This is a genomic window from Mesorhizobium sp. M1006 (assembly GCF_040318825.1).
Taxonomy (GTDB): Bacteria; Pseudomonadota; Alphaproteobacteria; order Rhizobiales; family Rhizobiaceae; genus Mesorhizobium.
Genome location: NZ_JAMYMZ010000008.1, coordinates 1 through 24,516, shown reverse-complemented (window position 1 = coordinate 24,516; position 24,516 = coordinate 1). Strand labels below are relative to the sequence as shown.

General features: G+C 61.9%; 20 protein-coding genes and 1 pseudogene. 10 read left to right on the top strand and 11 right to left on the bottom strand.

Annotated features, from left to right (window positions below):
* Window positions 1–118 precede the first annotated feature (118 nt).
* On the top strand, window positions 119–571 hold the full coding sequence (locus NKH60_RS09795) for an Lrp/AsnC family transcriptional regulator (RefSeq protein WP_023676441.1): 453 nt from the start codon (window positions 119–121) through the stop codon (window positions 569–571).
* A gap of 27 nt (window positions 572–598) precedes the next feature.
* On the opposite strand, the gene NKH60_RS09790 is transcribed toward NKH60_RS09795, so the two are convergent.
* Both NKH60_RS09790 and NKH60_RS09785 read right to left on the bottom strand, forming a co-directional pair.
* Window positions 599–1,798 (bottom strand): cytochrome-c peroxidase, encoded by a 1,200-nt coding sequence (locus NKH60_RS09790; RefSeq protein ID WP_352816925.1) that lies wholly within the window; start codon window positions 1,796–1,798, stop codon window positions 599–601.
* Window positions 1,799–1,805: 7 nt separating this feature from the next.
* On the bottom strand, window positions 1,806–2,252 hold the full coding sequence (locus NKH60_RS09785) for a FixH family protein (protein ID WP_352470464.1): 447 nt from the start codon (window positions 2,250–2,252) through the stop codon (window positions 1,806–1,808).
* Between the two features lie 157 nt (window positions 2,253–2,409).
* Here NKH60_RS09785 and NKH60_RS09780 point away from each other — a divergent pair, with 157 nt between their 5' ends.
* Window positions 2,410–3,339: a sugar kinase gene (locus NKH60_RS09780; protein WP_352850052.1), complete on the top strand. Its 930-nt coding sequence runs from the start codon at window positions 2,410–2,412 to the stop codon at window positions 3,337–3,339.
* Here NKH60_RS09780 and NKH60_RS09775 read toward each other — a convergent pair.
* The 3 genes and pseudogenes from NKH60_RS09775 to NKH60_RS09765 all read right to left on the bottom strand — a co-directional run bounded on the left by NKH60_RS09775 (window position 3,332) and on the right by NKH60_RS09765 (window position 6,187).
* Window positions 3,332–4,332 (bottom strand): annotated as a pseudogene (locus NKH60_RS09775) (NADP-dependent oxidoreductase). The gene NKH60_RS09780 and the pseudogene NKH60_RS09775 overlap by 8 nt on opposite strands.
* Before the next feature lie 5 nt (window positions 4,333–4,337).
* Window positions 4,338–5,285, bottom strand: coding sequence for an alpha/beta fold hydrolase (locus tag NKH60_RS09770; protein ID WP_352831010.1), 948 nt, complete (start codon window positions 5,283–5,285; stop codon window positions 4,338–4,340).
* Window positions 5,286–5,371: 86 nt separating this feature from the next.
* Window positions 5,372–6,187: an oxidoreductase gene (locus NKH60_RS09765; RefSeq protein WP_352831012.1), complete on the bottom strand. Its 816-nt coding sequence runs from the start codon at window positions 6,185–6,187 to the stop codon at window positions 5,372–5,374.
* A gap of 106 nt (window positions 6,188–6,293) precedes the next feature.
* Here NKH60_RS09765 and NKH60_RS09760 point away from each other — a divergent pair, with 106 nt between their 5' ends.
* Window positions 6,294–6,878, top strand: a complete 585-nt coding sequence (locus tag NKH60_RS09760; RefSeq protein WP_352685094.1) for a TetR/AcrR family transcriptional regulator — start codon at window positions 6,294–6,296, stop codon at window positions 6,876–6,878.
* A gap of 12 nt (window positions 6,879–6,890) precedes the next feature.
* Here the strand turns inward: NKH60_RS09760 and NKH60_RS09755 are convergent, their stop codons facing one another.
* Window positions 6,891–7,940, bottom strand: coding sequence for a LacI family DNA-binding transcriptional regulator (locus NKH60_RS09755; RefSeq protein WP_352831014.1), 1,050 nt, complete (start codon window positions 7,938–7,940; stop codon window positions 6,891–6,893).
* Between the two features lie 146 nt (window positions 7,941–8,086).
* Here NKH60_RS09755 and NKH60_RS09750 point away from each other — a divergent pair, with 146 nt between their 5' ends.
* The 5 genes from NKH60_RS09750 to NKH60_RS09730 all read left to right on the top strand — a co-directional run bounded on the left by NKH60_RS09750 (window position 8,087) and on the right by NKH60_RS09730 (window position 12,894).
* Window positions 8,087–9,127, top strand: coding sequence for an ABC transporter substrate-binding protein (locus NKH60_RS09750; RefSeq protein ID WP_023676450.1), 1,041 nt, complete (start codon window positions 8,087–8,089; stop codon window positions 9,125–9,127).
* Window positions 9,128–9,253: 126 nt separating this feature from the next.
* Window positions 9,254–10,291, top strand: coding sequence for an ABC transporter ATP-binding protein (locus NKH60_RS09745; RefSeq protein ID WP_352816939.1), 1,038 nt, complete (start codon window positions 9,254–9,256; stop codon window positions 10,289–10,291).
* Window positions 10,288–11,175, top strand: a complete 888-nt coding sequence (locus NKH60_RS09740; protein ID WP_352816942.1) for an ABC transporter permease — start codon at window positions 10,288–10,290, stop codon at window positions 11,173–11,175. The genes NKH60_RS09745 and NKH60_RS09740 overlap by 4 nt, the downstream gene beginning before the upstream one ends.
* Window positions 11,168–11,959, top strand: coding sequence for an ABC transporter permease (locus NKH60_RS09735; RefSeq protein ID WP_352804038.1), 792 nt, complete (start codon window positions 11,168–11,170; stop codon window positions 11,957–11,959). Before NKH60_RS09740 ends, NKH60_RS09735 begins: the two co-directional genes overlap by 8 nt.
* Before the next feature lie 14 nt (window positions 11,960–11,973).
* Complete coding sequence (locus NKH60_RS09730) at window positions 11,974–12,894, top strand: phosphorylase family protein (RefSeq protein WP_352500914.1); 921 nt, start codon at window positions 11,974–11,976, stop codon at window positions 12,892–12,894.
* 354 nt (window positions 12,895–13,248) lie between these two features.
* Here the strand turns inward: NKH60_RS09730 and NKH60_RS09725 are convergent, their stop codons facing one another.
* The 4 genes from NKH60_RS09725 to NKH60_RS09710 form a co-directional block, all read right to left on the bottom strand.
* Window positions 13,249–15,006, bottom strand: coding sequence for an adenylate/guanylate cyclase domain-containing protein (locus tag NKH60_RS09725; RefSeq protein ID WP_352831016.1), 1,758 nt, complete (start codon window positions 15,004–15,006; stop codon window positions 13,249–13,251).
* A gap of 341 nt (window positions 15,007–15,347) precedes the next feature.
* Window positions 15,348–16,373 carry an aldose epimerase family protein gene (locus NKH60_RS09720; protein ID WP_352816948.1) on the bottom strand — a complete coding sequence of 342 codons (1,026 nt, stop codon included), beginning with the start codon at window positions 16,371–16,373 and terminating at the stop codon, window positions 15,348–15,350.
* Window positions 16,374–16,453: 80 nt separating this feature from the next.
* On the bottom strand, window positions 16,454–17,911 hold the full coding sequence (locus NKH60_RS09715; RefSeq protein WP_352749015.1) for an NAD-dependent succinate-semialdehyde dehydrogenase: 1,458 nt from the start codon (window positions 17,909–17,911) through the stop codon (window positions 16,454–16,456).
* A gap of 232 nt (window positions 17,912–18,143) precedes the next feature.
* On the bottom strand, window positions 18,144–19,094 hold the full coding sequence (locus NKH60_RS09710; RefSeq protein WP_352685107.1) for an AEC family transporter: 951 nt from the start codon (window positions 19,092–19,094) through the stop codon (window positions 18,144–18,146).
* A 149-nt stretch (window positions 19,095–19,243) separates the two neighbouring features.
* Between NKH60_RS09710 and NKH60_RS09705 the strand changes: the two genes are divergently transcribed.
* Window positions 19,244–22,255, top strand: coding sequence for a caspase family protein (locus NKH60_RS09705; protein WP_352831020.1), 3,012 nt, complete (start codon window positions 19,244–19,246; stop codon window positions 22,253–22,255).
* A gap of 106 nt (window positions 22,256–22,361) precedes the next feature.
* Window positions 22,362–22,910: a histidine phosphatase family protein gene (locus tag NKH60_RS09700; RefSeq protein WP_352470325.1), complete on the top strand. Its 549-nt coding sequence runs from the start codon at window positions 22,362–22,364 to the stop codon at window positions 22,908–22,910.
* A 225-nt stretch (window positions 22,911–23,135) separates the two neighbouring features.
* Here NKH60_RS09700 and NKH60_RS09695 read toward each other — a convergent pair whose 3' ends face one another.
* Entirely contained in the window at window positions 23,136–24,296 is a 1,161-nt protein-coding gene (locus tag NKH60_RS09695; protein ID WP_352817182.1) for an epoxide hydrolase family protein, read from the bottom strand.
* Window positions 24,297–24,516 lie beyond the last annotated feature (220 nt).

The window sequence follows — 24,516 nt, the reverse complement described above, 5'->3', positions numbered from 1 at the left end:
CGGACCGAACGGCGCAAGCTAACATAAGTAGGGATTGCAGTCGGTCCAAAGAAGTCGACAGAACAGATCGATCGATCTATCATTAGGACTGATCACCTCCAATTCGACCAGGAATTCAGTGACGGAAGACCAATTGGACCGCATCGACAGGAACATCCTGTCGGCTCTGGGCAGCAATGGCCGGCTTTCCATGTCGGAACTGGCGGCGAAAGTCGGCCTGTCGAAGACGCCGGTGCAGGCACGAGTCAAACGGCTGGAGAAGGACGGCTTCATCAGGGGCTACCAGGCGATCATCGACCGTGAGCGCATGGGCGAAGGCCATGTCGCCTTCGTCCAGGTGAAACTGTCCGACACCCGCTCGGCCGCGCTCGACGCCTTCAACCGCGCCGTGCAGGCGGTGCCGGAGATCGAGCAGTGCCACATGATGGCATCGAGCTTCGACTACCTGCTGAAGGTCCGCACCACCGACATCGCCGCCTACCGCCGCGTACTCGGCGAGCGCATCTCCGCCCTGCCGCACGTTGCCCAGACCTCGACGTTTGTCGCGATGGAGACGGTGAAGGATCGGTAGGAGAGCGCTGTTGTTGTCCCGCCACCCTCACTCCGCCAGTGTCTTCAAAAACGCCACCAGCGCCGCGCGTTCGCGGTCCGAAAGCTGCAGCGGGTGGATCTCGGATGTGCCCTCGACGCTTGCCGGTGCCTTCGAATAATGCGCCACCACCTCGTCGAGGGAGGAAAACTGCCCGGCGTGCATGTAGGGCGGCCGGGTGGCGGCACCCCGCAGCGACGGCGTCTTGTAGGCGCGGACGAGTTCCGGCCCGGTCTTGACCATGAAGCGCAACTCGCGGCAGGCGCTGGCATCGCCGTCGCGAAAGGCGCCGAAACAGTTGAACGGATCGGCCTCGACCTGCGCCACCGCGTCGACGCGGCCGCGATCCGGCGGCAGGCCCGCGACCGGCGGCACGCCGGTGTTGTGGAAGCTGCCGTCGGTAAAACGCGGGCCGTTATGGCAGGTCACGCAATTGGCCTTGCCGATGAACAGCTTCAGGCCGAGGATTTCCTCCGGCGAAAAGGCGGCGTCGCCTTTCGGCTCGGCGCCCGCAGCCAGGTCGATGGCGAAGCGGTCGAAGCGTGTCTGCGGCGGCGCGATCGAGCGCTCGAAGGCGGCGATCGCCTTGCCGATGTTGGCAAAGACGCGGTTGACCTCCTCGGCTTGACTGGCGGGCATGGCGTTCCAGGCCGCCTTCTCGGCATCGGTGCCGAGCGGGCCGGCATTGGCCGGCACGCCCGAAAGGTCCGGCAGCGGCCCGAAGATGCGCTCGTAGCGCTCGCCGAAGCGGGCCTTGATGTAATGCGCGAAGGCGGCGCGGTTGCCGGCCTGCTCCAGCGGATTTTCGAGCGGTGTCAGCGCTTGCGCCCACAGGCTGTCGCGCCGCCCGTCCCAGAAGAACCAGGGATCATGCGCGACGCCGGCCAACGGCATGGTACGACGGTTGGTGCGGCCGACGGCGACCGCTTGCGGCAAGTCGTCCTGGAATTGGCGGTCGATCTTGTGGCAGGTCGAGCACGATACCGTGCCGTCGCCGCTCATCCCGGTGTCGAAGAACAGCGTCGAGCCGAGTGCCGCGGCGGCCGGCACATCGGCGAAGCGATTGGTGGTGTCGGGCTTCAGCGGCGGCAGCTTGGATAGTGCCAGCGAGGCGATGGTCTGCTTTTCGGCATCGGAAAACTCCGGTCTGCCGCAGCCGGCAAGCAGGGCCACCACCACCAACGCGAGAAGACTGGGAAACCGGCTCATCAGTGGCTCACAGCACCACATTGAAGACGACAGTGTCCGAACCGGCCGCAGCGGAAATGGCAAAATGCAATTGCCACCACCCGCTCATCGTGAATTTGACGCCGTCGATGCGATAGCGCCCCGCGCCGAGGTAATCGGTCGCCTGCGGGCTGGTCGGCAGACCGTGCTTGTGCTGCGGCATGCCGCCGGAAATCGTTATCGCAGCACCTTCCACCGGCGCACCCTCGACGGTTTTGAGCGTGAGCAGCCAGGATTCCAGTTCGCCCTGCCGGATGACGCCTTTCTCGGGCTCGAAAGTCGCCACGAACAGCTTGTTCGCCGTCGTCTTGGAACGGCCGACGTCCGAACTTGGTTGGGGTGCATGCGGCGCCGTCAGATAGACGATTGCCAGCACGCCGGCGAGCAAGGCAGCCAGGCCGAGGCCTCCAAGAAGATAACGCCATAACGATGCCAAACCCATTCCTGTTCTGCGGATAACGTTTCGCTGGGCAGATCGCGTCCCACGCCCCTGTGGGAAATCGAGCCCAGTGCAAGAATCCGCCGTCGCCAAGCATGGCGCTGCCGGCTGCAAAAAGCTACAGCACCGCAATTGCAGGATGGAGGAGTGCTTCATGGCAGGAAACGGCATCGCCTCGATCGGCGAGTGCATGCTCGAGCTTTCGGGCCAGGCCGGGCCGAACTGGCGCATGGGCTTTGCCGGCGACACGTTCAACACGTTATGGGCGCTGCATGCCTTGAGCGGCGAGCGGCCGGCGACCTATGTGTCGGCCTTCGGCGACGACCCGTTCTCACGCGACCAGATCAAGTTCCTGGCCGAGAACGGCATCGGCATCGGCGCCAGCCCGGTGATAGCGGGCGCGCGCCCCGGCCTCTATGCGATCACGCTGACCGGCGCCGAACGTTCTTTCACCTATTGGCGGGCCGATGCGGCCGCAAGGCAGTTGGCTTCGGACCCAGCCGCATTGCAGAAAAGCCTTGAAAACCAAGCGCTTGTCTATTTTTCCGGTATAACTTTGGCAATCCTCGACGAGGCTCCACGCAAGGTACTGCTGACGGCCGTGGCCAAGGCGCGCGCGGCCGGCTCGCTGATTGCCTTCGACCCCAATTACCGGCCGAGGCTGTGGCGCCAAAGCGAGGAAGCGCAGGCCGCGATCCTCGAGGCGCTCGCCGTCGCCGACATCGCGCTACCGACCTTTCCCGACGAGCAGATGCTGTTTGGTGATACAACACCGCAGAAAACAGCTGAACGGCTGCGAAAGCTGGTCGGCGAAGTCGTCGTCAAGAACGGCGAGGAACCGGCGCTGATCGCGCAAAACGGAACCTCGCAATCGGTGCCGGCGGTACACGTCGCCACCCCGGTCGACACCACCGGCGCCGGCGACTCCTTCAACGGCGCCTACCTCGCCGCCCGCCTTGCCGGCCATGCCCCGGCAAAAGCCGTGCTGCGCGCTCATCGCGTCGCCGCCGCCGTCGTGCAGGTGCGCGGCGCCCTGGCGCCGTTCGAGACGCTCAAGGCTGCGTTCGAGGCACCCGCTATCTGACCTTGATGACGACCTTGCCCTTGGCGCGTCCTGTTTCGACATAGGCCAGGGCGTCATTGGTCGCTTCGAATGGAAAGACCCGATCCACAACCGGGCGGATCGCGCCGGCTTCGATGAGAGCGGTGATTTTGCTCAGCTGATCGCCCTGCGCCCACATGAACAGGAACGAAAACTGCACGCCGCGGCGCTTGGCTTTGGCCCGAATTCCGCGACTCAGGAAGCGCAGCACCAGCCTCAGCATCAAGTTCAGTCCCTTTTCCCTGGCAAATTCGGCATCCGGTGGACCGGAGATGGAGATGAGCTTGCCACCCGGTTTCAGCACCCTCAGGGATTTTTCCAGTGTCTTGGCGTCCTGGCTGTTCAAGACGACATCGTAGCCCGACAGAACTTTCTCGAAGTCGTCTTTCCTGTAGTCGACGACGACATCGGCGCCGAGACTTTTGACCAGATCGGCACTTGCCGCGCTCGCGGTTGTCGCAACGGTCGCGCCGAGGTGCTTGGCCAACTGAATAGCAAATGTCCCGACGCCGCCGGAACCAGCCTGAATGAAGACCTTCTGTCCCTTCTTCAGGTTTGCCCGTTCGATGAGCGTCTGCCAGGCGGTGAGACCGACCAGGGGAATCGACGCCGCCTCTTCCATACTGAGATTCTCGGGCTTCAACGCTACGTCGGCCTCATTCACGGCAATGAATTCGGCGAATGTCCCAATCCGGCCGTCGCGCGGCCGCGCATAGACCTCGTCGCCGGCCTTGAACTTGCTGACTTGCGATCCTACGCGGATAACCTTCCCAGCCACGTCGTGGCCCAGGATGAAGGGCCGGCGGTAGGGCAGGATGAGCTTGAATTCTCCGGTTTTGACCTTGGAATCGAGCAGGTTCACCCCTGCGGCATGGACCTCGACCAAGACATCGCTGTCCTGGAGCTCCGGCTCCGGCATTTCGGCCAGCCGCAGGGCGCCCTTTTATTATACTTATCGACAACGAATGCCTTCATGGCAGTTACTTTCCAAGAATGTCTGTTGCTGTTCGGGACGAAACAAGCCGAACGTTTTCAGCTGCATGGCCGCCCTGCGGCAAGGCCTCAGCCTCGAGGAAGGACAGCGCCTTCGGGACAAAAGCGGCGTGGTTCTGAAATACCCCGCCATGCCCGGCATCCGGATAGATGACCAGATGCGCCCCCGGGATACGCCCGGCGAGATCGTAGGTATTGCTGCTCGGCACCATCCTGTCCTGGTCGCCATTCGCAACCAAAGTGGGAATGCGGATGGTGCTCAGGTCTTGTGGCGCCTGGAGTCCGTAGGCCTTGATCGCCTTGAGTTGCGCGCCAAACGCGCTCAGCGATATCGCCTTGTCCCGGTTATTCCGGCGCTCCTTCAGCCGTTGCAGAAATGCGTTTGCGGCGCGGCGCCCATTCGGCGTTCTTGTGAAGAAGAGATAGTACTTCGGATCCCGAAAAGTCAGCGCGCCCTTGATCATGTCCACGATCGTCAGCGGCGTCACCTTGTCGATGCCTTGCCCACCGGCCGGCCCCGTGCCAGCCAGGATGAGTTTGCGCACAAGCTTGGGCTCGGTCAGCACAATCTCTTGCGCCACGAAGCCGCCAAGTGAAAAGCCGAAGAGATCGACTTCTTCGAACCCCAGCGCCCGGACAAAGGCGACCGCATCCCGCGCCATGCCGGAAATGGTCGACGGAGTTTTGCCACCCGAAGCACCGATGCCGCGATTGTCGAAGGCAATCACCCGCCGGGTCGCAGCGAGGCCATCGACGATGCGCGGATCAAAATTGTCCAGCTGAGCAGCCAGATGGTTGAGCAGGATCACCGGCACGCCCGCCCTGGGCCCGAGTTCCCTGTAAGCAAAGGCTGTGCCGCCGACGTCGATCGAGAGCGTTGGCACGTCCTGGAACAACGCCGGTGAACGCGGCAACCGATTGGATCTATGTGTCATGCTTGGCGCCTCCGTTTCGTAGGGCCTGGCCAAATGTGTCGTAGTTGCTAGTCGCATGTGCGTGAAATCCTCTGGCTCGCCGTTGTTCAGACCGGCAGTCGGAACTGCTTGCGCAGGCTCTTGTCGAAAATCCCCGCGGGGGCAAAGCGGCGCAGCAGGCTGACCTGGCGCGCTGCGTTGCCAGCGGTACAGCGCCGTCGCGGGCGGGCATCGGTCGCTGCCTTGACAACCACATCCGCCACCACTTCCGGCCGATCGGCTTTGGGCATCACATCGCCCAGCAGCGCCTTGAGCCCGGCTCGAGCCCGATCGTATTCCTTCAACAGCGAATCCGGCTCGATGCCGTTCTGGTCGAAGACGGTGCGGACGAATGCCGGCTCGATGACGGAAACGCGGACGTTGAAGGCGCGCACCTCGTGGTCGAGCGATTCCGAATAGCCTTCGAGCGCGTGCTTGACCGCCGAGTAATGAGCTGAGTATGGCGCGGGTACCAGTCCCAGAATGGAGCCGATATTGATGATGCGCCCTTCGCCGCGCCGCCGCATCGACGGCAACACCGCATTGGTCATTCGCATGACGCCGAACAGATTGACGTCGAACAGGGCTTGTACCTGTGCGACCGAGGATTCCTCGGCGCCTCCTAGCAGACCGACACCGGCATTGTTGACCAGGAGGTCGATCCGGCCGGTCTGCGCGAGCACGTTGGCAACGAGCGCATTGACGGCCGCATCATCGGTCACGTCGCATGCCAGCATGGTCACTCCGCCCGGACCATTACTGGTCTTGCGGCGACTTGTCCCGAAGACAGTGAAACCCGCCCGCGCCAAGGCCTCGGCGCTGGCGCGGCCGATGCCCGAGGAGGCCCCGGTCACGATTGCGGTCTTTTCAGAATTCCCATTCATTTTGATGTTCCAGGTTCGAGAGGTCTAGCTTATTTCCACGAATTGACTTATGATCGTAATATCAGATTATGAGCATAATGCAATAGCAGGACAGGAAAGAAAGACCATGCGCTACGAAAAGGGCCGAAAAGACGCGTCACGCAGCCGGATCATGGAGGTCGCCGCCGAACGTTTTCGATCTGACGGCATCGCGGCGTCCGGGCTGGCAACCATTATGAGCGACGCCGGGCTGACGAACGGCGCCTTCTATCCGCACTTCCAGTCGAAGGCGGAGCTCGTCCGTGAAAGCGTGGCGGCGGCCTTGGACGCGCAGTCGCATGAAGTGCAGGAAGCATTGGCCGCCGGCGGTCCGGAAATGGCCATAGAGACGTATCTATCGGCCGAGCACCGGGACAATCCTGGAAAGGGTTGCGCTTCGGCCGCGTTGTTGCCGGAAATCGCGCGGCAGCCGCCTGAAACGCGAGCCCTCTATGCCAAGCGCGCTCAATCCCTGGTGCGCCAGATAGCTGAAGCTCTGCCGCAGACGAACGATCCCGAGGGCGCTGCGTTGGGCATGTTTGCAACGCTCATCGGCGCGCTTCAACTCGCGCGCGCCGTGGAAGGAACGGAATTATCGGATCGTATCCTGGCGGCGGGAGCAGCTGCCGCAAAGGCGCTGATCCGGCCGGTTCAAGACGAGGCGGCCTCCTGAGGGCAGCCCGGATTATTCGGCCGGCTCGAATCTGCCTTGCACCAAGACTGTCTCCACCGGCCCGAGCGGATTGATGATCCGGCTCTCCAGGACTTCGATAAGTTTGCGTCCAACACCCGCCATATCCACGGAATGAACTCCGATCTTTGCCGGCAGGAAGCGTGCCAGCCGCGTGCTGTCACGGGTGACGATGTGGACGTCGCGGCCTGGTGTGAGACCCCACTTGCCGAGAGCGTGCAACGCTCCCAGAAGGCCCAGTTCGTTGGCGCACGCCAAGCCCGTTGGCGGATCTGATGACGCCAGCAAGCGATCGAACCAGCCTGCGCTCGATTCCATGGTGAACATGCCATGACCGATCAACGATGGGTCGATCGGAATGCCAGCCTCGGCCATTGCCCTTCCATACCCGGAAAGACGCGTGGCACTCGCCTGGTCCTCCGGAACGAGAAGTTGCAGCGCAATACGTCGACAGCCCTTATCCATGAGCCGCCGGGTCGCCTCATAGGCAATCTGTTCATTGTCGACATCGACGTAAGGATACGCGATATCCAGGTCGGTTCTTCCAAACGCGACGAACGGCATGCGTCTATCCAGCAGCAGCTTGACGCGCGGATCAGCCGACACCAGGCGCGTGATGACCAGGCCGTCTGCGCTGTGCGCCTGAAGCTGCCGCTGCACACTCTCAACGGGATCGTCGTCGGGAGTGGTGGAATAGATGGACAGACTATAACCGGCTTGCCGCGCCGCCAGCGTCATGCCTTCGATTAAAGGAAGCTTCAACAGATCGGACAGATGGTCTCGTGTTTCCATCGGGAGTACTGCCGTCAGCGTCTGCGTTCGACCGGTTTTGAGCGCGCGACCATGATGATTTGGTAAATAGCCGACCCGCTTAGCCGCCTCCTTGACGCGGGCTATGGTCGAGGGCTGCACTTCCGGTCCATCTTTCAGAGCGCGGGAAACCGTGGTCACCGAGAGGGAAAGTTCCGCGGCGATCTGCTTTAGATTGGCCATTGTTCGCCCGACTTCATTTGCGAAAGCGCCGGCTGATTTGCTGACCGCCATAACGTTACCGAATTCGACATCCCGGTCAATCGAAACTCCCGTAGGAAGCAGCTTGACTCCAGTGCATTGAGATGCAATCGTAACGTTACGATTACAAAATAATGGCTCTTTTGAGCGATGTTTGATAAAGTTGGGGAGGAGAACCTATGTCCTGGCTACGCATTTCCTTAACAGCATTCGCAATCTCGGCTGCCCTGCCCGTTCATGCGCAGACGGTCACCATCACGACCGCAGGTGGCGATTATGGTAACGCCATGAAGGAGGCCATGTGGGGCCCGGCTGCAAAAGAGCTTGGCTATGACGTCCGCGAGGAGACCCTAAGCGACGGCCTGGCCGCCTTGAAGATGCAGGTCACCTCGGGTGCGGTCACGACCGACGTCATTCACCTGGGCTCACCGGAAGGTGCCCAGGCGGCCGCACAATCGCTGCTGGAGCCACTCGACTACAAGATCATCGATCCGAAATCCGTGCCGGAGGGTGCAAAGTCCGACTACTGCTATCCGTTTGACTCCTATGGCACCGTCATGTCGTGGAACACCAAGACCTATGGCGAGAACCCGCCGAAGACGTGGGCGGAATTCTGGGATGTTGCCAAATTTTCTGGCCGTCGCGCGTTGCGCGCCAATGCGCAAGACTCGATCGAGATCGCGCTGCTCTCCGATGGCGTGGCACCGGCGGACGTCTATTCCGTGCTCAGCACCCCGGAAGGGCTAGAGCGCGCCATCAAGCGGCTTGAAGCGATCAAACCAGATGTCGCCGTGTGGTGGACCTCGGGCGCCCAGTCCGCGCAGTTGCTGAAAGACGGTGAGGCGGATTTGGTCATTACCTGGAACGGACGCGCCCAAACCGTGAAAGCAGATGGCGGCGCGGCTGACTACACGTTCAAGGGTTCGGTCATCGGCACGGACTGTCTTGGGGTGCCGAAGGGAGCGCCGAACAAGGAAGCCGCGATGAAGCTCATCGCAGCGATGACGCAGCCCGCGCGGGTTGCCAAGCTGACCGATTTCATTGCCTACGGCCCAGTCAATCCTGCGGCATATGAGGGTGGCCTTATTCCCGAGGACCGTCTGAAGACCCTTGCGACCGCGCCTGAAAATGCTGGCACTTCGGTGTTTTCCAATTCAGAATGGTGGGTCAAGAATGGCGAGGCTGCCCAAAGAGCCTTCGATGAAATGATGGCTCGCTGACTCTCAGCTCTGACGCATGTCGCGCAAAAATGTGCAGCGCGACAACGACATGCATGAAAACAAGAAACCTAAAGCGCGTCGCGTGAAGCCAGTCGAACGCGACGCGCTTTAAGGCTGGAGCACATGATGAAGTCGCTCGCGATCACCGTCGAAAGCGTGCACAAGGCTTATGGGTCCTACGTCGCACTGGATGATGTTTCGCTCGACATTCAGGCTGGCGAATTCCTCACGCTGCTAGGGCCATCGGGATCGGGCAAGACCACGTTACTCATGGCTCTGGCTGGTTTTGTCCGGCCGGATTCCGGTAAACTTTTCTTGGGCGATCGAGACATCACCCGCCTGCCGCCCAACAAACGAGACATCGGCATAGTATTCCAGAATTACGCCTTGTTTCCCCACATGAATGTCCTGGCGAACGTCGCGTATCCGCTGGTGCTGCGCAAGGTACCGAGAGCGGAGGCACGTCAGCGGGCGCTCGATACCTTGGCCCGGGTGAAGCTGGATGGCCTGGCGGAGCGCAATGTTGCCGCACTATCCGGCGGCCAACGTCAACGGGTGGCGTTGGCGCGGGCTATCGTCTTCGAACCGCGCGTGATGTTGATGGACGAGCCGCTGTCGGCGCTCGACAAGAATCTGCGCGAGACCATGCAGTATGAGATCCGGCGTCTGCATGATCATCTACGGATCACCACGATCTATGTGACGCACGACCAGCGCGAAGCGCTGATTATGTCTGACCGGATTGCGGTGATGAACTCTGGCCGCATCCAGCAGATAGATACGCCGCAGCGGATTTATGATCGTCCATCGACCCGCTTCGTCGCTGAGTTCATGGGCGAGGCTAACATTGTTGCCCCAGGCTCAGCGCGCAGAATCGACGGCGCCGAAGCATCACGCGAAACTCTGATGATCCGCGCCGAAAGCTTCCATCTCGATGCGAAACTCGTCGGCGGAGACGGAGTGGCTCTCGAAGGAATACTGCGCGCCAAAGCGTTCCGCGGCGAGAACTGGCTTTTGACGCTGGCGCTTGACGGCGGGCAAGAGGTTCTTGTCTGCATTCCGGCAGCGCTGGCCGGCGGCTGCGCCGAGCTTGCCGCCGGTCAGCGGATGACCGCATATGCACCAGCAGCGAAGGTTCACGCGATACCGGGAGCGATGGCGTGACCGTCGTCCGGGACCCGGCGCTCGCGGCGGATGCGCGGCGCGAGCGGCGGTTTTTTCTTTCACTTTCGCTCCCGGCGCTGTTCATCGTTGGGTTGGCGGCGATACTGCCCATCCTTTGGATCATCCGGCAGTCCTTCCTGACCACCGGGGGCGAGTACACCGTCGGCAACTACGAGAAGGTCCTTTCGAGCGGACTGACATGGTCGGCCCTCGTCACGACCCTCGAACTGTCCTTGGGTACGCTGGCGGCCTGCATTGTTCTCGGCACCCCTCTGGCGCTGGCTCTGGCCAGCGTCAGACCAAGGCTGGCCAACGTGCTCATGGCGTTCGTCATGCTGCCGCTGTGGACCTCCATTCTGGTGCGTACCTATGGTTGGCTCGTTCTCTTGCGGCGCGACGGCCTGATCAACGCGGCTTTGACCGGTTCAGGCCTGACGGCGGAGCCATTGCCGCTGGTCTACAACTTCACGGGAACGCTCATTGGCATGGTTCACTACATGCTGCCGCTCTTTCTGCTGCCTGTTTATGCTGCGATGCGCGATATCGACCCAAATCTCATTCGCGCGGCAGCGAGCATGGGGGCCACTCTCAGGCAGGTCGTCCGCACAGTCATTATGCCGCTTTCGGCGGGCGGCATCTTCTCGGGTTCGATTATCGTCCTCATCTACGCCATAGGTTTTTTCATCACGCCGGCGGTGCTTGGCGGCGGCAAGGTAAATCCTCTCTCTACCCGGATCGAGCGTACACTATCGACCTTTCAGGACTGGGGGTCGGCGAGCGTCCTGGGCATTCTGCTCCTCGTTCTTATGGCGCTGATCGGTGTGATGTTGCTGGCGGCACGCCGCCTGGTGGCCCAGAACACCGTGGAAGCCTCCCATGCTTGAAGCCTATCCGCAAAACAGGCTCGCCCGCATCTTGCTCTGGAGCTTTGCCGCTCTTGTCATGGCATTTCTGATGCTGCCGACGCTCGTGGTGGTGCCGCTTTCCTTTTCGGCGTCGAATCTCCTCGAGTTTCCGCCGCACGCCTACTCGTTGCGCTGGTACGAGAACTTCTTCGGCTCGGCAACGTGGATGGCCGCGCTCAGAACGAGTTTGATCCTTGGCACATTAACGGCGTTGATCGCGGTGCCATTTGCGCTGCTCGCCTGCATTTCAATGAATCGGCTGGGCGGAAAGACCGCTGCGGCCATCCAGAGCGTCCTGCTGACCCCCTCGATCACCCCAGGAATCCTGCTTGCGATCGGTCTCTTCTTCGTGTTGGCCGCACAACATCTGATCGGAACGCTATTCGGTGTGCTGGTCGGACATGTGGTGCTGGCCGTTCCGGTCGCCTGCATCGTGTTGCTACCCGCTCTCGCTCGCTTTGACTGGAACCAGGTTCAGGCGGCGCGCAGCCTCGGTGCAAACTGGGCCAGGGCCATTGGCGGAATAATCGTTCCGCAACTTCGGATCAGCTTGCTGTCAGCGACATTGATGGCGTTCCTGACTTCGCTCGACGAGTCTGTGATTTCGATCTTCATCGCAAGCGGTCGCAACAGCACGATGCCGAAGCTTATGTTCCTGTCGCTGCGCGATCAGATCGATCCGACCATTGCGGCGATCTCGACATTGTGGACCGTCATCGTCGTGGCCGTGGTCCTGATTGTGACCCTTCGCCAAAAATCCTGACCGAGACTGGAAACATGCCCACCAATCACCACGCGGCCGACGATCTGACGGATCATTCGACGGACATCCCTCAGGTAGGGTTGGCCATCATCACCGGATCGGCAAACTGGGGGCTTGCCTTCCCGGAAGATATCGAATTCGATGGTGTGCGCACCTTGCGGCGCGACATGAGTTTTGAAACACCTTTCGGTCGCACCGACAACTGGAAGCTGCTCGAGTTCGATGCGTCGATCACAGCCGAAGGGAGAGCAAAACGCGCGCTGTGCATGTATTCGCACGGCAATCCCCGCGACCGTATCGACCATTCCTGCCATCGCCGCGCGTTCTGGGTATTGATGCGGGCGGGTGTACGGCAAGTTCTCGCCTGCTCGACCGTAGGCGCCGTCAACAAGGCGATCCAGCCGGGCGACATGGTGGTGACTGCCGATATCATCGAACTGACGCAGACCCCGTTTTCACTGCTTCCTGACCGCCAGAGCTTTGACTGTTCGGGCAAGCAAATCGTGTGTCCAAGATGTGCGGCGGTTCTGGTCGAAACGGCCCGCCGTCATTGGCCAGCCGAATGCCGCGTTTATGGCATCGAACAGCAGTTGGTGGCTGCCCATTGTTATGGGCCGCGGCTGACAACGCCTGCCGAAGCCTTGGCGTATCGGGGCATGGGGGCGGATGTACTCAACCATTCCATCGCCCCTGAGGCGACCTTGTCGCGCGAGATCGGCGCGTGTTTCGTGCCTTGCGCGTTCGTGACGGCGGGCTTCAACGACTACATGGATCGCAATCGCCAGAAATTGCTGCAGGAGGACGTGCTGCCCAGTCTCTCCATGACAGCCTCGCGGGTCGCGCTGGAGACCGCCGCGCGACTTCCCGCTGATCCGGAATGCTCCTGTCACGGCTTGAAGTCGCCTCAGCCGAAAGAACGCTCCAGCCGGTTCTGAGACGACCTTGGTGCGCCGGATAGCTGAAGCTCTGCCACCGACCAACAATCCCGAGGGCGCTGCATTGGGCGTGTTTGCGACGTTCGAAACGTTGAGGGCGGCGTTTGAGGATTAGGGTCAAAACTCAATCAGACTGGCTGCCGCCAATGGCCCAGATGGGCGGAACTTGCCGTTTGAATTAGTCGGCGGGAATCAGCACAGAGCGCCATGAGCGGAAGCTTAGCAGGGGTCACGCCAGCGCCCAGTTAACGCTACGAAGCAGACCTTCAGCCTGTGCCGGAAGCGAGGCCCGGCTTACCAAGTGGCATATCCAGGAAGCGCGTCCCCCTCCTCAGCTAGGCACCGTTTTCGGCTCTACGCTATGCCTGCGCGACGAGCCCCTTCCTTAATCGCAGCGAGGGCCAGAGGATTGGTGACGGGATAGGTTCGGATGAAGTTCTCGACGGTGAACCTTGGAAACTCGACGGCAATCCGCCTGGCGATCGACTGCGCCTGCGCCGACTCTTCGAGCAGCGCGTGGCACAGGGCACGGAACATCAGAGTGACGGGAATATCCGGCGGACTTTGGCACAGCGACGACAGACTGTCGGCATAGCGACCGGCGACGAACCGCGCCCGGGCGAGCTGCGCGTAGTACCAACTCGGAGCCTGCGGATTGAGGCGAAACGCCCGTTCGGCGAGAGCACAGCCTTCTTCCGGATTTCCACACACGAGAGCTCGGCTTGAGGCGAGCATCGACAGCACATCGGCGTCATTGGGTGCCAGGGCCAGCGCCCGGTCGTATTCCTCTGCGGCCCCGCTGATATCGCCGTCAATGGCGCGGAGAGCGCCCATGTAAAGGCGCGTCATCGGATCGGTAGGGTCGAGCGCCAGAGCCTTTTCCACGCATTCTCGCCAGCGCTCGACCGAAGCGGCTGAATCTGGCGTGAAGGCATTGAAGGCATCGACCGCATGTGCCAATCCCAACGTCATCCAGGCCCGCGCGAAGCCGGGGTCGAGTTCCACGGCGCGGGACAGCATGCGTATGGCTTCTGCCCTCGCATCGGTCGTGAATCTGTCGTGCAGTTCCACCCCGAGTAGATAGCAGTCGTAAGCACCCAGGCTCGAGGGAGGCTTCCGCCGAGCCACCTCACGCCCGAGATTGGCGAGCTTGCCGAAAGTGCCTGCCAGGGCGTTGATAACGTTCTGTGTGATGCTGTCCTGCATGAGAAAAAAATCATCGGTCGACTCGTCGAACCGCGCCGACCAAAGGTTGGCTCCGGTCCGGGTGTCGACCAGCTGCACCGCGACGCGGACACGCTGTCCGATCGCCTGGAGGGTGCCTTCCAGCAGGTAATCGGCGTTCAGTTCCCGTCCGACCGAGCGTGTGTCGCTCGCCCGTCCCCGATAGGACTGCATGGTCTGGCGCGAAATGACCGCAAGGTCGGGATAGCGCGCTAGGTCGCCGATCATGTCGGCCGACAGGCCGTCTGCCAGCCGCGTCCAGCCGTCGTCGGCGCTCAGGTTTTCGAACGGCAAAACCGCAATTACCGGCGGCTTACTGTCGTCGCCGGAAGAAAGGCGTGGTTTGGCACCGACGATCTTGCCCGCAGTAGCAGGGTCGATCAAGACGCGGTACACGCGAACCGGTTCGGCGATACTTTTCATTTTCTGCACGCCGAGTGAGGCAAAGCCGATCGGCACCTTTCCCCTCACATGGTCGCAGGCGGTGGCGGAAATCGCGATTCCTCCAGGTTCCGCCAGCCCTTGCAGCCGATCGGCGATGTTCACCGCGTCACCGTGGATGTCGTCACCCTCAACGATAACATCGCCCAGATTGATGCCGATGCGGAAATCAAGCCGCCGTTCTGGCTGCGTGAAAACGTTCACCTCCGCCTTCTGTTGCTGGATTTCGACCGCGCAGCGTAGGGCGTCGACCACACTGTGGAACTCGACCAACATCCCATCTCCCATGGTTTTCACCAGTCGACCATGGTGCGCAGCGATCCTTGGCTTGAATACTTCGTTCAGGTCGGTTCGGAAAAGCGCACGCGTACCCTCGTCGTCGATCTGGCTCAAGCGGCCATAGCCGACGACATCGGCAATCAGGACGGCTGCGAGATGACGTTCCATCCCCCAATCCTTCGCGGATTGTTACCCGCTTTCCAAGCTTACAGCAGGTCGCAGGTTGATGCCATTGCCGCCGCCCCTGAAAGACAGCTTTTCAGGTCTGTGTACTTTGCTGCATGAGAGCCCGAATGTCGGATAAGGGTCAACTTGCGTCGTCAGGGCTCTCGGCGTCAAAGGTCCAAGAGAGTTCGAAGTCGGTCGTTCAGAGTGATTGCGTTTTGACTCCAGTGCGCCGCGCGTCATTGGACGCGCAAAGGACGCTATAACACTTTGAATTTTGCATGACCCTTTCCGAACCGGAGGTCAGCGCAGCAAAACCATGCCGGTTTCCGGGGGGTCCCGCCCTAAGGCAGCCTGAACCGGTATTCGGTCACGTGATGGTAGATCTGCCCGGGCCACAGCGTGGCTTGCGGGAAATACGGCCGGTTCGGCGCATCCGGCCAGATTTGCGGCTCCAGGCAAAAGCCCGAAAACGCCTTGTAATGGCGTCCGCCCAGTCCAGGCGAGGACGGCGCCAGATACTGGCCGGTATAGAGCTGGACGCCCGGCTCGGTCGTCCAGAGCTCCATCTCGACGCCGGAATTCGCGCCTTGCGCCCACGACGCCTGCTTCAGCGGCCCGCGCGTTGAGGCGAGGCAGAAATTCTGGTCATAGGGGAGCTGTTCGCCCTCGGTCTCCATGCGCAGCGGCCGCGCCTGGCGAAAGTCGAAAGGCGTGCCGTCGACCGGCTTTACCGTGCCTGTCGGAATGAGATCCGCGTCGACCGGCAGATAGGCGCCGGCATTCAGCATCAGCCGGTGATCGAGAATGTCGCCGGCGCCGCCGTCATCCAGGTTGAAATAGGAATGCTGGGTGAGGTTGCAGAGCGTCGGCTCCTCGCAGGTGGCGGTCAGTTCGACGCTGAGCGTGCCGGGGATCTTGAGCCGGTAGGTGCAGGTCACGTCGAGCGCGCCGGGAAAGCCCATCGTGCCGTCGGGGTCGTGCAGGGTCAGCGTGACAAAATCCCTGCCATGCAGCGAAACCGCCCAGGCCCGGCGCGAAAAACCTTGCGAACCGCCATGCAGCGTGTGCTTTTCGAGGAAATTGCGCTCGGTCTGATAGCGTTTGCCGGCAAGCGTGAAGCGGCCGTCGCGGATACGGTTGGCATAGCGCCCGACGACGGTGCCGAAGAAGGCGGTGTCCGTCTCATAGTGCTCGAAACGATCATAGCCGAGCACCAGCGGCGCGTCGTGCCCGGCCAGACGCAGATCCTGGATGATCGCACCCAGCCCGATGATGTTGGCGGTGAGGCCGCCTCCACGGATGGTGAAGCGGCGGACGGCCTCGCCCGCCTGCGTCGTGCCGAAAACCTCGCCGTCCTTCATTGCCATGCTCGCAAGTTCATTGATCGATGCCAGCCTGGCCTTTCGAAGCGGCCCAGGATCGTTTTCGGTATTACCGCATCAGGCTTCTAGAGACCAAGTCCGCCGATGCAGACATATTTGGTGTCGAGATAATCCTCGATGCCCTGATGGCCGCCTTCCTTGCCGAGGCCCGATTCCTTGACGCCGCCGAACGGCGCTTCAGGGGTGGTGATGAGCCCTTCATTGACGCCGACCATGCCGTATTTCAGCCCTTCCATGACCCGGAAGGCGCGGCCGAGATCGCCGGTGTAGAAGTAGCAGGCCAGCCCGAACTCGGTGTCGTTGGCGAGTGCCACGGCCTCTTCCTCGGTTTCGAACTTGAATACCGGCGCCACCGGGCCGAAGATTTCTTCCTTCATGAAGCGCATCTTCGGCGTCGCATTGGCGATCACCGTCGGCTGGAAGAACGAGCCGCCGAGCGCGTGGCGCTTGCCGCCGGCGACGACCTTGCCGCCCTTGGCAGTAGCGTCGGCAATCAGCTCCTCGACCTTCTCCACCGCCTTTTCGTCGATCAGCGGTCCCTGCTGGACGCCTTCCTCGAGGCCGGAACCGACCTTCAGCCCGTTGCTCGCAGCAGCCAGCTTTTCGACAAACTGGTCGTAGATGCCGGCCTGCACCAGGAAGCGGTTGGTGCAGACGCAGGTCTGGCCGGAATTGCGGTACTTGGCGGTGATGGCGCCGGCGACGGCCCGCTCGAGATCGGCGTCATCGAAGACGATGAACGGCGCGTTGCCGCCGAGCTCCATCGACACTTTCTTGACCGTCACCGACGACTTCTGGATCAGGATCTTGCCGACCTCCGTCGAGCCGGTGAAGGTGATCTTCTTGACCAGCGGGTTGGCGCAGATCTCGTCGCCGATCTCACCGGCGGCGCCGGTCAGGATATTGATTACGCCTTTAGGGAAGCCGACTTCCTCGGCAAGCGCGCCCCAGGCAAGGCCGGAGTAAGGCGTCTGCGACGCCGGCTTGACCACGGCGGTACAGCCGGCGGCAAGCGCCGGACCGAGCTTGCGGGCCAGCATCGAGGACGGGAAATTCCATGGCGTGATGGCGGCGATGACGCCGACCGGCTCCTTGGTCACCAGGATACGGCGGTCCGCCCAAGGCGACGGCACGACGTCGCCATAGGTGCGGCGGCCTTCTTCGGCGAACCACAATATGTAGGACGCGGCCGAGCCGATCTCGCCCTTCGATTCGAACAGCGACTTGCCCTGCTCGATGGTCAGCAGTTCGGCCAACACGTCCTGATTATCCATCATCGCGTCGTGCAGCTTGCGCAACAGCTTCGAGCGTTCGAGCGCGGTGGTCTTGCGCCATGTCTGGAAGGCCGCGTCGGCGGCTTCGATGGCGCGGCGGGTCTCGGCCTTGCCCGACTTCGGCACCGTGCCGATCTTGAGGCCGGTGGCAGGATTGTTGACGTCGACCGTCTGGCCTGAATCGGCCTGCACCCATTCGCCATTGATGAGATTGGCCTGCCGCATGAAATGGCTGGTTTTCTGAAGCATGATCTCGCCTCCGTTCGGCACCTGGCGGGCCGGTCGCTGATTTCGTGAATGGACGTGCGCGATAGCATCGCTAGAGCCACTGCTCTTAGCCCAGGGCAAGCCCCGCAAGCAATCACAAGATGGCATATAGGGTTTGGGCCAGCCAAAGCGAGAGGCGATGCAGCCGGGTTCTTATCCAAAAACCCGGATTCTTATCCAAAAAACCCGGGTTCTTATCCAAAAACCCGAGTTCTTATCCAAAAACATGGACGACCACTGTCAGCCAAAACGCAGTGGTCACGACCGCACAGGCGGTGGCGATGGTCATCTGGTTCGACGCCAGCGCCTGGCCGGTGTTGAACTGCACCGCGATGAGATAGGAATTGATGCCGGACGGCAACGCCGCAACCATGACCGCCACCTTGGCCGTCAATGGCGGCAGGCCGATCAGCCAGACCAGGCCGAGAACCAGCGCCGGCATCAGGAACAGTTTCAGCGCCGACAGCGCCAGCGCCGGCCTTACATTGCCGGAAATGCCGAAACGGCGCAGGCTGAGCCCCATGGCGAACAGCGCCACCGGAGCGGCGGTGCCGGCCAGCGCGTCGCTCAGCCGCGTCGCAAGCACCGGCAGCGGCGCACCGGTGAAGCGCCACGCCAGCCCGGCCAGTATGCCGATGATCAGCGGATTGATGAATACCCGCCTGAGAAAGCTCCTGACGACGCGGAGCGGATGCACCGGCTCGCTGCCGCCGCGGCCGAACATCTCGAACAGGATGATCGAGGCCATCATCATCACCGGCAGGTGAATGGAGACGAGCAGTGACAGCACTTCGAACCCGGCCGGCCCGAACACGCCGATGATGAAGGGCGCGCCGAGCAGGACAACGTTGGAGTAGGACGATGACACGCCGCCGACGACGCCGGCGCGGGCGTCCCGCCCGAAGATACGCGTAATGACCAGATGGCCGGCAGCCCAGGTAAGCGCCACCGCCGCGAAATAGGCGCCCCACAGCGACCACGGAGCCACGCCGTGGAAATCAGCCTTTACCATGGTCTGGAACAGCAAAAGCGGCATTGCCACGTTGATGGCGAATTCGGATACGCCCTCGCCGCTCGCCGGCTTCAAATAGCTGGTCAACCCGGCAAGATAGCCGAGCCCGACAAGACTGAAAACGAAGAGGACGGTTTCGGTAAGCGGAGACATTTTTCCCGTGATAGGCGAGGCTCGGCGGCGGCGCAATCGCCCTTCCCTCGCGAATGTACCGGCCAACAATCCGGGCGCTCGGATCTTGCCCGAATTTGCTCATGGTTGGATGCCGGCGCTATACAGGGTTGTTGGGGGAAACGCGGCGAATGGGCCTTGTCGGAAATCAGCACTTCTTCAAGCAGGCGTGGCTGACGGCTTTCGTCGGCGCCCTGCTTTGCCTCGTGGTGACCTCGGCTCATGCCGTGGAGCCGGCGAGCCTCAAGGGCGTGGCGCTGATTGTCGGCCAGTCGAAATACCAGCACATAGCGGCTCTTCCCAACCCCGCCAACGACGCCCGCGACATCGCCAAGATGCTGACCGATCTCGGCTTCGACGCGCGCAGCGTCACCGACCGCGACACGGCAAAGCTGAAGCGCGACCTCGAGCGTTTCGCCGAGGATGCAGAGGACGCCGACGTCGCCTTGATCTACTATTCCGGCCACGGCATCGAGGCCGGCGGCGAAAACTATCTGGTGCCGGTCGACGCCGACGTTTCTTCATTGAAGGACGCCGATCAGGCCCTGGTGCCGATCTCCGCCGTCATGGACGAATTGAAGACGACCGTGCCGGTAACGATCATGCTGCTCGATGCCTGCCGCACCAACCCGTTTCCGGCGGATGCGGTGCTGCGCCGGGCGCCGACGGCCTCGGCCTCGCCGATTGGCGCCGGCGGCCTGGAGCCGGTGCGCGGCGCCAGGGCACTGGCGAACGCGACCGCGACGGAAAATCTGGGAACGGTGATCGGCTTTGCCGCCGAGCCGGGGCGGCCGGCACTCGATGGCATCGTCGGCGAAAACAGCCCCTACGCAGCGGCACTTCTGCGCCATCTCGCGGCGATGAAGGGCACCGAGTTCGGCTCGGTCATGCGCATGGTGACAGAGGAGGTCTATCTCGACACCAAGGCAAAGCAGCGGCCATGGGTCAATGAAAGCCTGCGCCGGCTGCTCTATTTCGGCGTTGCACCGCAGGAGCCGACCGGCGACGACGGCCTGATCACCGGCGAGCGGCGGCAATTGCTGCTGACGATCGCCGAGTTGCCTGACCCCAAGCGGGTACAGGTCGAACTGGCCTCGCTGCAGGACGGCGTCCCGCTCGACGCGCTTTATGGCGTGCTGAAGGCGCTCGGCACCGAAAACATGCCGGAGGACCCCACCGACCTGCAAAAGCTGCTCGACGCCCAGGCCGAGCGCCTGAAGAAGATGATCTCCGAGCGCGACGCGCTGCGCACCGACGACCCCGAGATCAGCCGCCTCGTCGCCTCGGCCGACAAGGCGATCGGCCAGGGCGCCATCGTCACCGCGCGCAACTTCCTCGACCAGGCGGTGGGCCGGGTCGAGCAGGCCAGCGGCGTGGTCGATCGGGCAGAGGATCTGGTCAGGCAGAAGCGTCTTGCCGACGCGGCGATCTATGCCAGGCGCGCCGACGCTTCGGCGCTGGTCTTCGACTATCTGTCGGCCGCCAACGATTACGGCAAGGCCTTCTCGCTGGTCGAGAAATGGGACGACAGGCTGCGCTGGAACTACAAGAACCAGGAGGCGGAAGCGCTTAACGCGCATGGCAACGCCACCGGCGACAGGCAAGCGCTGCAGCACGCCATCGACGCCTACCGCGTCATCCTGAACTTCATCCCCAATGGCGAGCAGAACCGCGACTGGGCGATCACCCGCAACAACATGGCTGTGGTGCTGCAGACGATCGGCGAGCGCGAGCGCCAAATCGACCGGCTGGAAGAGGCAGCGAACATCTTTCGCGATTCGATTGCCGTGTTCGAGCGCGAGAAGGACGACATCAACTGGGCGGCCGCCCAGAATAACCTGGCCAATGTGCTGTTGAAGATCGGCGAACGCGAGAGCGACCCGAAACGCCTGAACGAAGCAGTGGTGGCGATGCGCGCCACGCTGGAGAAGCGGCCGCGCGACAAAGTCCCGCTGGACTGGGCCGCCTCGCAAAGCAACCTTGGCCTTGCGCTTTACGCGCTTTCGGAACGCGAACCCGGCGGCGCGCGCCTGACCGAGGCCGAGGCCGCCTACCGGCTGGCGCTTGAAGAATACACGCGCGAAAAGGCGCCCGTTCAGTGGGCGATGGTCCAGAACAATCTCGGCAATACGCTGGTGTCTCTCGGCACGCAACGCAACGACAAGGCGAAAATCGACGAGGCAGCCGCGGCATTCCGCGCCGCGCTCGAAATCCGCACACGCGACACCTTCCCGCTCTCCTGGGCGAGCAGCCGTCTCAATCTGGGTAACGCGCTGAGCAGTGCTGCCCGTTTCGATCTCGGCACCGGCCTGCTCGAAGAGGCGGTTGCTGCCTATGGCGACGCGCTGACCATATTCACACGCCAACGTTTTCCGACGGATTGGGCTTCGGCGGAGAACAATCTCGGCTCGATCTACCAGACGCTCGGCCAGCGCACGCGCGATCCTGCCAGGCTTGAGCAATCGGCTGCTGCATACCGGGCGGCACGGCGCGTCTATACCAAAAAGGAGTTTCCGCTCGACTGGGCAATGACCCACTACAATCTCGGCAACACGCTGCAACTGCTCGGCGGCGTGACCGACAAGCCGGTGCATTACGAGGCGGCGATCGAGGCCTATCGCGATGCACTGCGCGAATACAAGCGCGAGACGACGCCGCGGCAATGGGCACTGGCGCAGGCCGGCCTCGGCTCGGCGCTGCAATGGCTGAGCATGAGCGAGGCCGACCCCGGCAAACTGGCCGCATCGATCGCCGCGCGCCGGGCGGCGCTGGAGGTGCTGACCTTCGAGACCTCGCCCGTCGACTGGGCAAACGCGCAGAACGGCATCGGCATGAGCCTGACCAATCTCGGCAATCTCGAACGCACCGGCAAATATCTGGATGAAGCCGAAGCCGCCTTCGAGGCGACACTCAAGGTCTTCACCCGCGAAAGCCAGCCGATGCAATGGGCCTTCGAGCAGAACAATCTCGGCGACGTCCACTGGAACCGCGGCAGCTATGGCGGTGGCAATGCCGAATACCAAAAGGCGATCGAATTCTTCGAAAACGCCAAGCAGGGCTTTACCGAAGCCGGCTACACACTCCCGATCCCGCTGACCGACCGCAAGATCGATCTGGTGAAGAAGCAGATAGCGAAGAAATAGGCGTTTCGGCCGCAGGTTGCACTCGGCTTGTCTTTCAGCCGGCTTTGCCGTCCCTATATGCCGGTCACCGGGGACCTGCCTGCCGGTCACCCGAAAAGGATGTCTGATGCTTCGATTTGTGCTGGCGCTGCTGTTGCTTGCCGTTTCCGCCACAGCCCATGCGACGGAAGCCGGCTGGGCGCTGCTGCGCGACGGCGGGCATGTGGTCCTGCTTCGCCATGCCATGGTCACAGGCACCACCGATGCGGCCAATTTCGATCTCGGCAAATGCGCCACCCAGGTCAATCTCTCTGAGCGCGGCAAGCAACAGGCACGCAAGATCGGCGCGCTGTTTGGCGCCCGCGCCGCACCGGTCGAGCGCGTGCTGTCCAGCCGCTATTGCCGCTGCCTCGAGACCGCCCGCATTGCTTTCGAAAGCGAACCGGAGCCGTTCGCACCGCTTGACCTGCTGAAGACCGACGAAAAGGAGAAGGCCGCCCAGATCGCTGCGATCCTGGCCGAGATCCGCGGCTATTCCGGGTCCGACAATCTGGTCATGGTCACGCATCTCGAAAACATCAAGGAATTGACCGGCATCTCGCCGCGCGAAGGCGAGGCCGTGGTCGTCGAGCCGCAAGGCGACGGCCTGCGAGTACTCGGCCGCGTCACTTTCTGACTGCGCCGGCGCCGGTTGAAGCGTTCGCTAGTAGTGAAATCTAGCGTTTGGTATCTTAAGCGGAATACCGGTTCCGACCCGCGATGAGGTCTTGATCGAGTCGAAGGTCGACATTGACCCATTGACCCTTAGTCAGGACCAACGGGCGCTTTCAACGAAAGCGAATGCGATGGTACCGTCTCATCAGGACTTCCGAGCCGTGACAACGGGCGAGGTTTTCGTCCTCTACTTGGCCGGCCGGAGCCTCAGCGGCCGAAAAAACGCCCGGATGTCCTCGACCAGGAGTTCGGGTTGCTCAATCGCCGCGAAATGTCCTCCTTTCGGCATGTCGGTCCAGCGCTCGACACGGAAGACTCGCTCGACCCAGGAGCGAGGTGGCATAGGAAGCTCTCGGGGGAAGACTGCAACGCCGAGGGGCGGTGTTATTCGCTCTCTTGGCCCGAAGATCAGGGGGCAGAGCCGGTTCTCTTTGTAAATCCGGAGCGAGGCCTCGATCGTGTTACCGAACCAGTAGAGCGAGATGTCGGTAAGCAGCGTGTCTAGAGGGATGGCGCGTTCGAGTTCGCCTTCGCAGTCGCTCCAACTGCGGAACTTCTCGGCAATCCATGCGGCTAGCCCGATTGGGGAATCTGTCAGTGCAAAGGCTAGCGTCTGGGGCTTGGTCCCCTGCAGAAAAGCGTAGGCTCCCTCCGTTGCAGCGAAATTCGCCGCACTGTCGAGGAATGCCTTCTCCTCCGGCGTGACAGGTGGGTCGTCGCGACCGAGGGTCGGGCGGAAACTGCCTGGAATGTAATTCAGGTGCAATCCGATAAGGTCGTCCGGGTAAAGCCGAGCGAGCCAGGTCGAGACGCCTGCGCCGATGTCGCCACCTTGTGCGGCGAAGCGATCATATCCCAGTTCGCGCATCAGCCCCCGCCACAGCTTCGCGACACGCTTTGAGCTAACGCCGGCCTGATGCGGCGGGGACGAGAAGCCGAAACCCGGAAGCGACGGTGCGACGACATCGAAGGCGTCCTCGGCATCCCCGCCGTATTTGGCAGGATCCGTGAGCAGCGGAATGACGTGCTCGAACTCGGCGAAGGAGCCGGGCCAGCCATGAGTGAGGATCAACGGCAAGGGTGCTGACCCCTTTCCTTTCTGATGAACGAAATGGATGTCGCACCCGTCTATCGTGACCCTAAACTGAGGCAACAGGTTCAGACGTTTTTCGTGATCGCGCCACCTGAAATCGTATTCCCAGTAACGTGAAAGCTTTCTGAGGAAATCAACGTCAGTACCGTCGTCCCATCCGTATGCGAAGATCGACGACGGCCATCTTGTCGATTGGATACGACGCTGTAGGTACTCGATCTGTTCATCCGGGATGTGGATGTGGAAGGAATGCATGGCCACGGGTGTTGCTCCGATCAGCGGCGAAGAATTGTCCCATCATCAAGGCACAGAACGCAGGAAACTTCACTGAGCGACCGCTTTGTCCGCTACTTGCTCGTTCCCATCTACGAGACGAAGGTAACATTCCACCGATAGTGTTGAAAAAGTCCGGGTTGCAGCAGTCCTGAAGCACTGATTCAATCTTCGTCGTAAGAGGAGATTGAGTCGATGATGG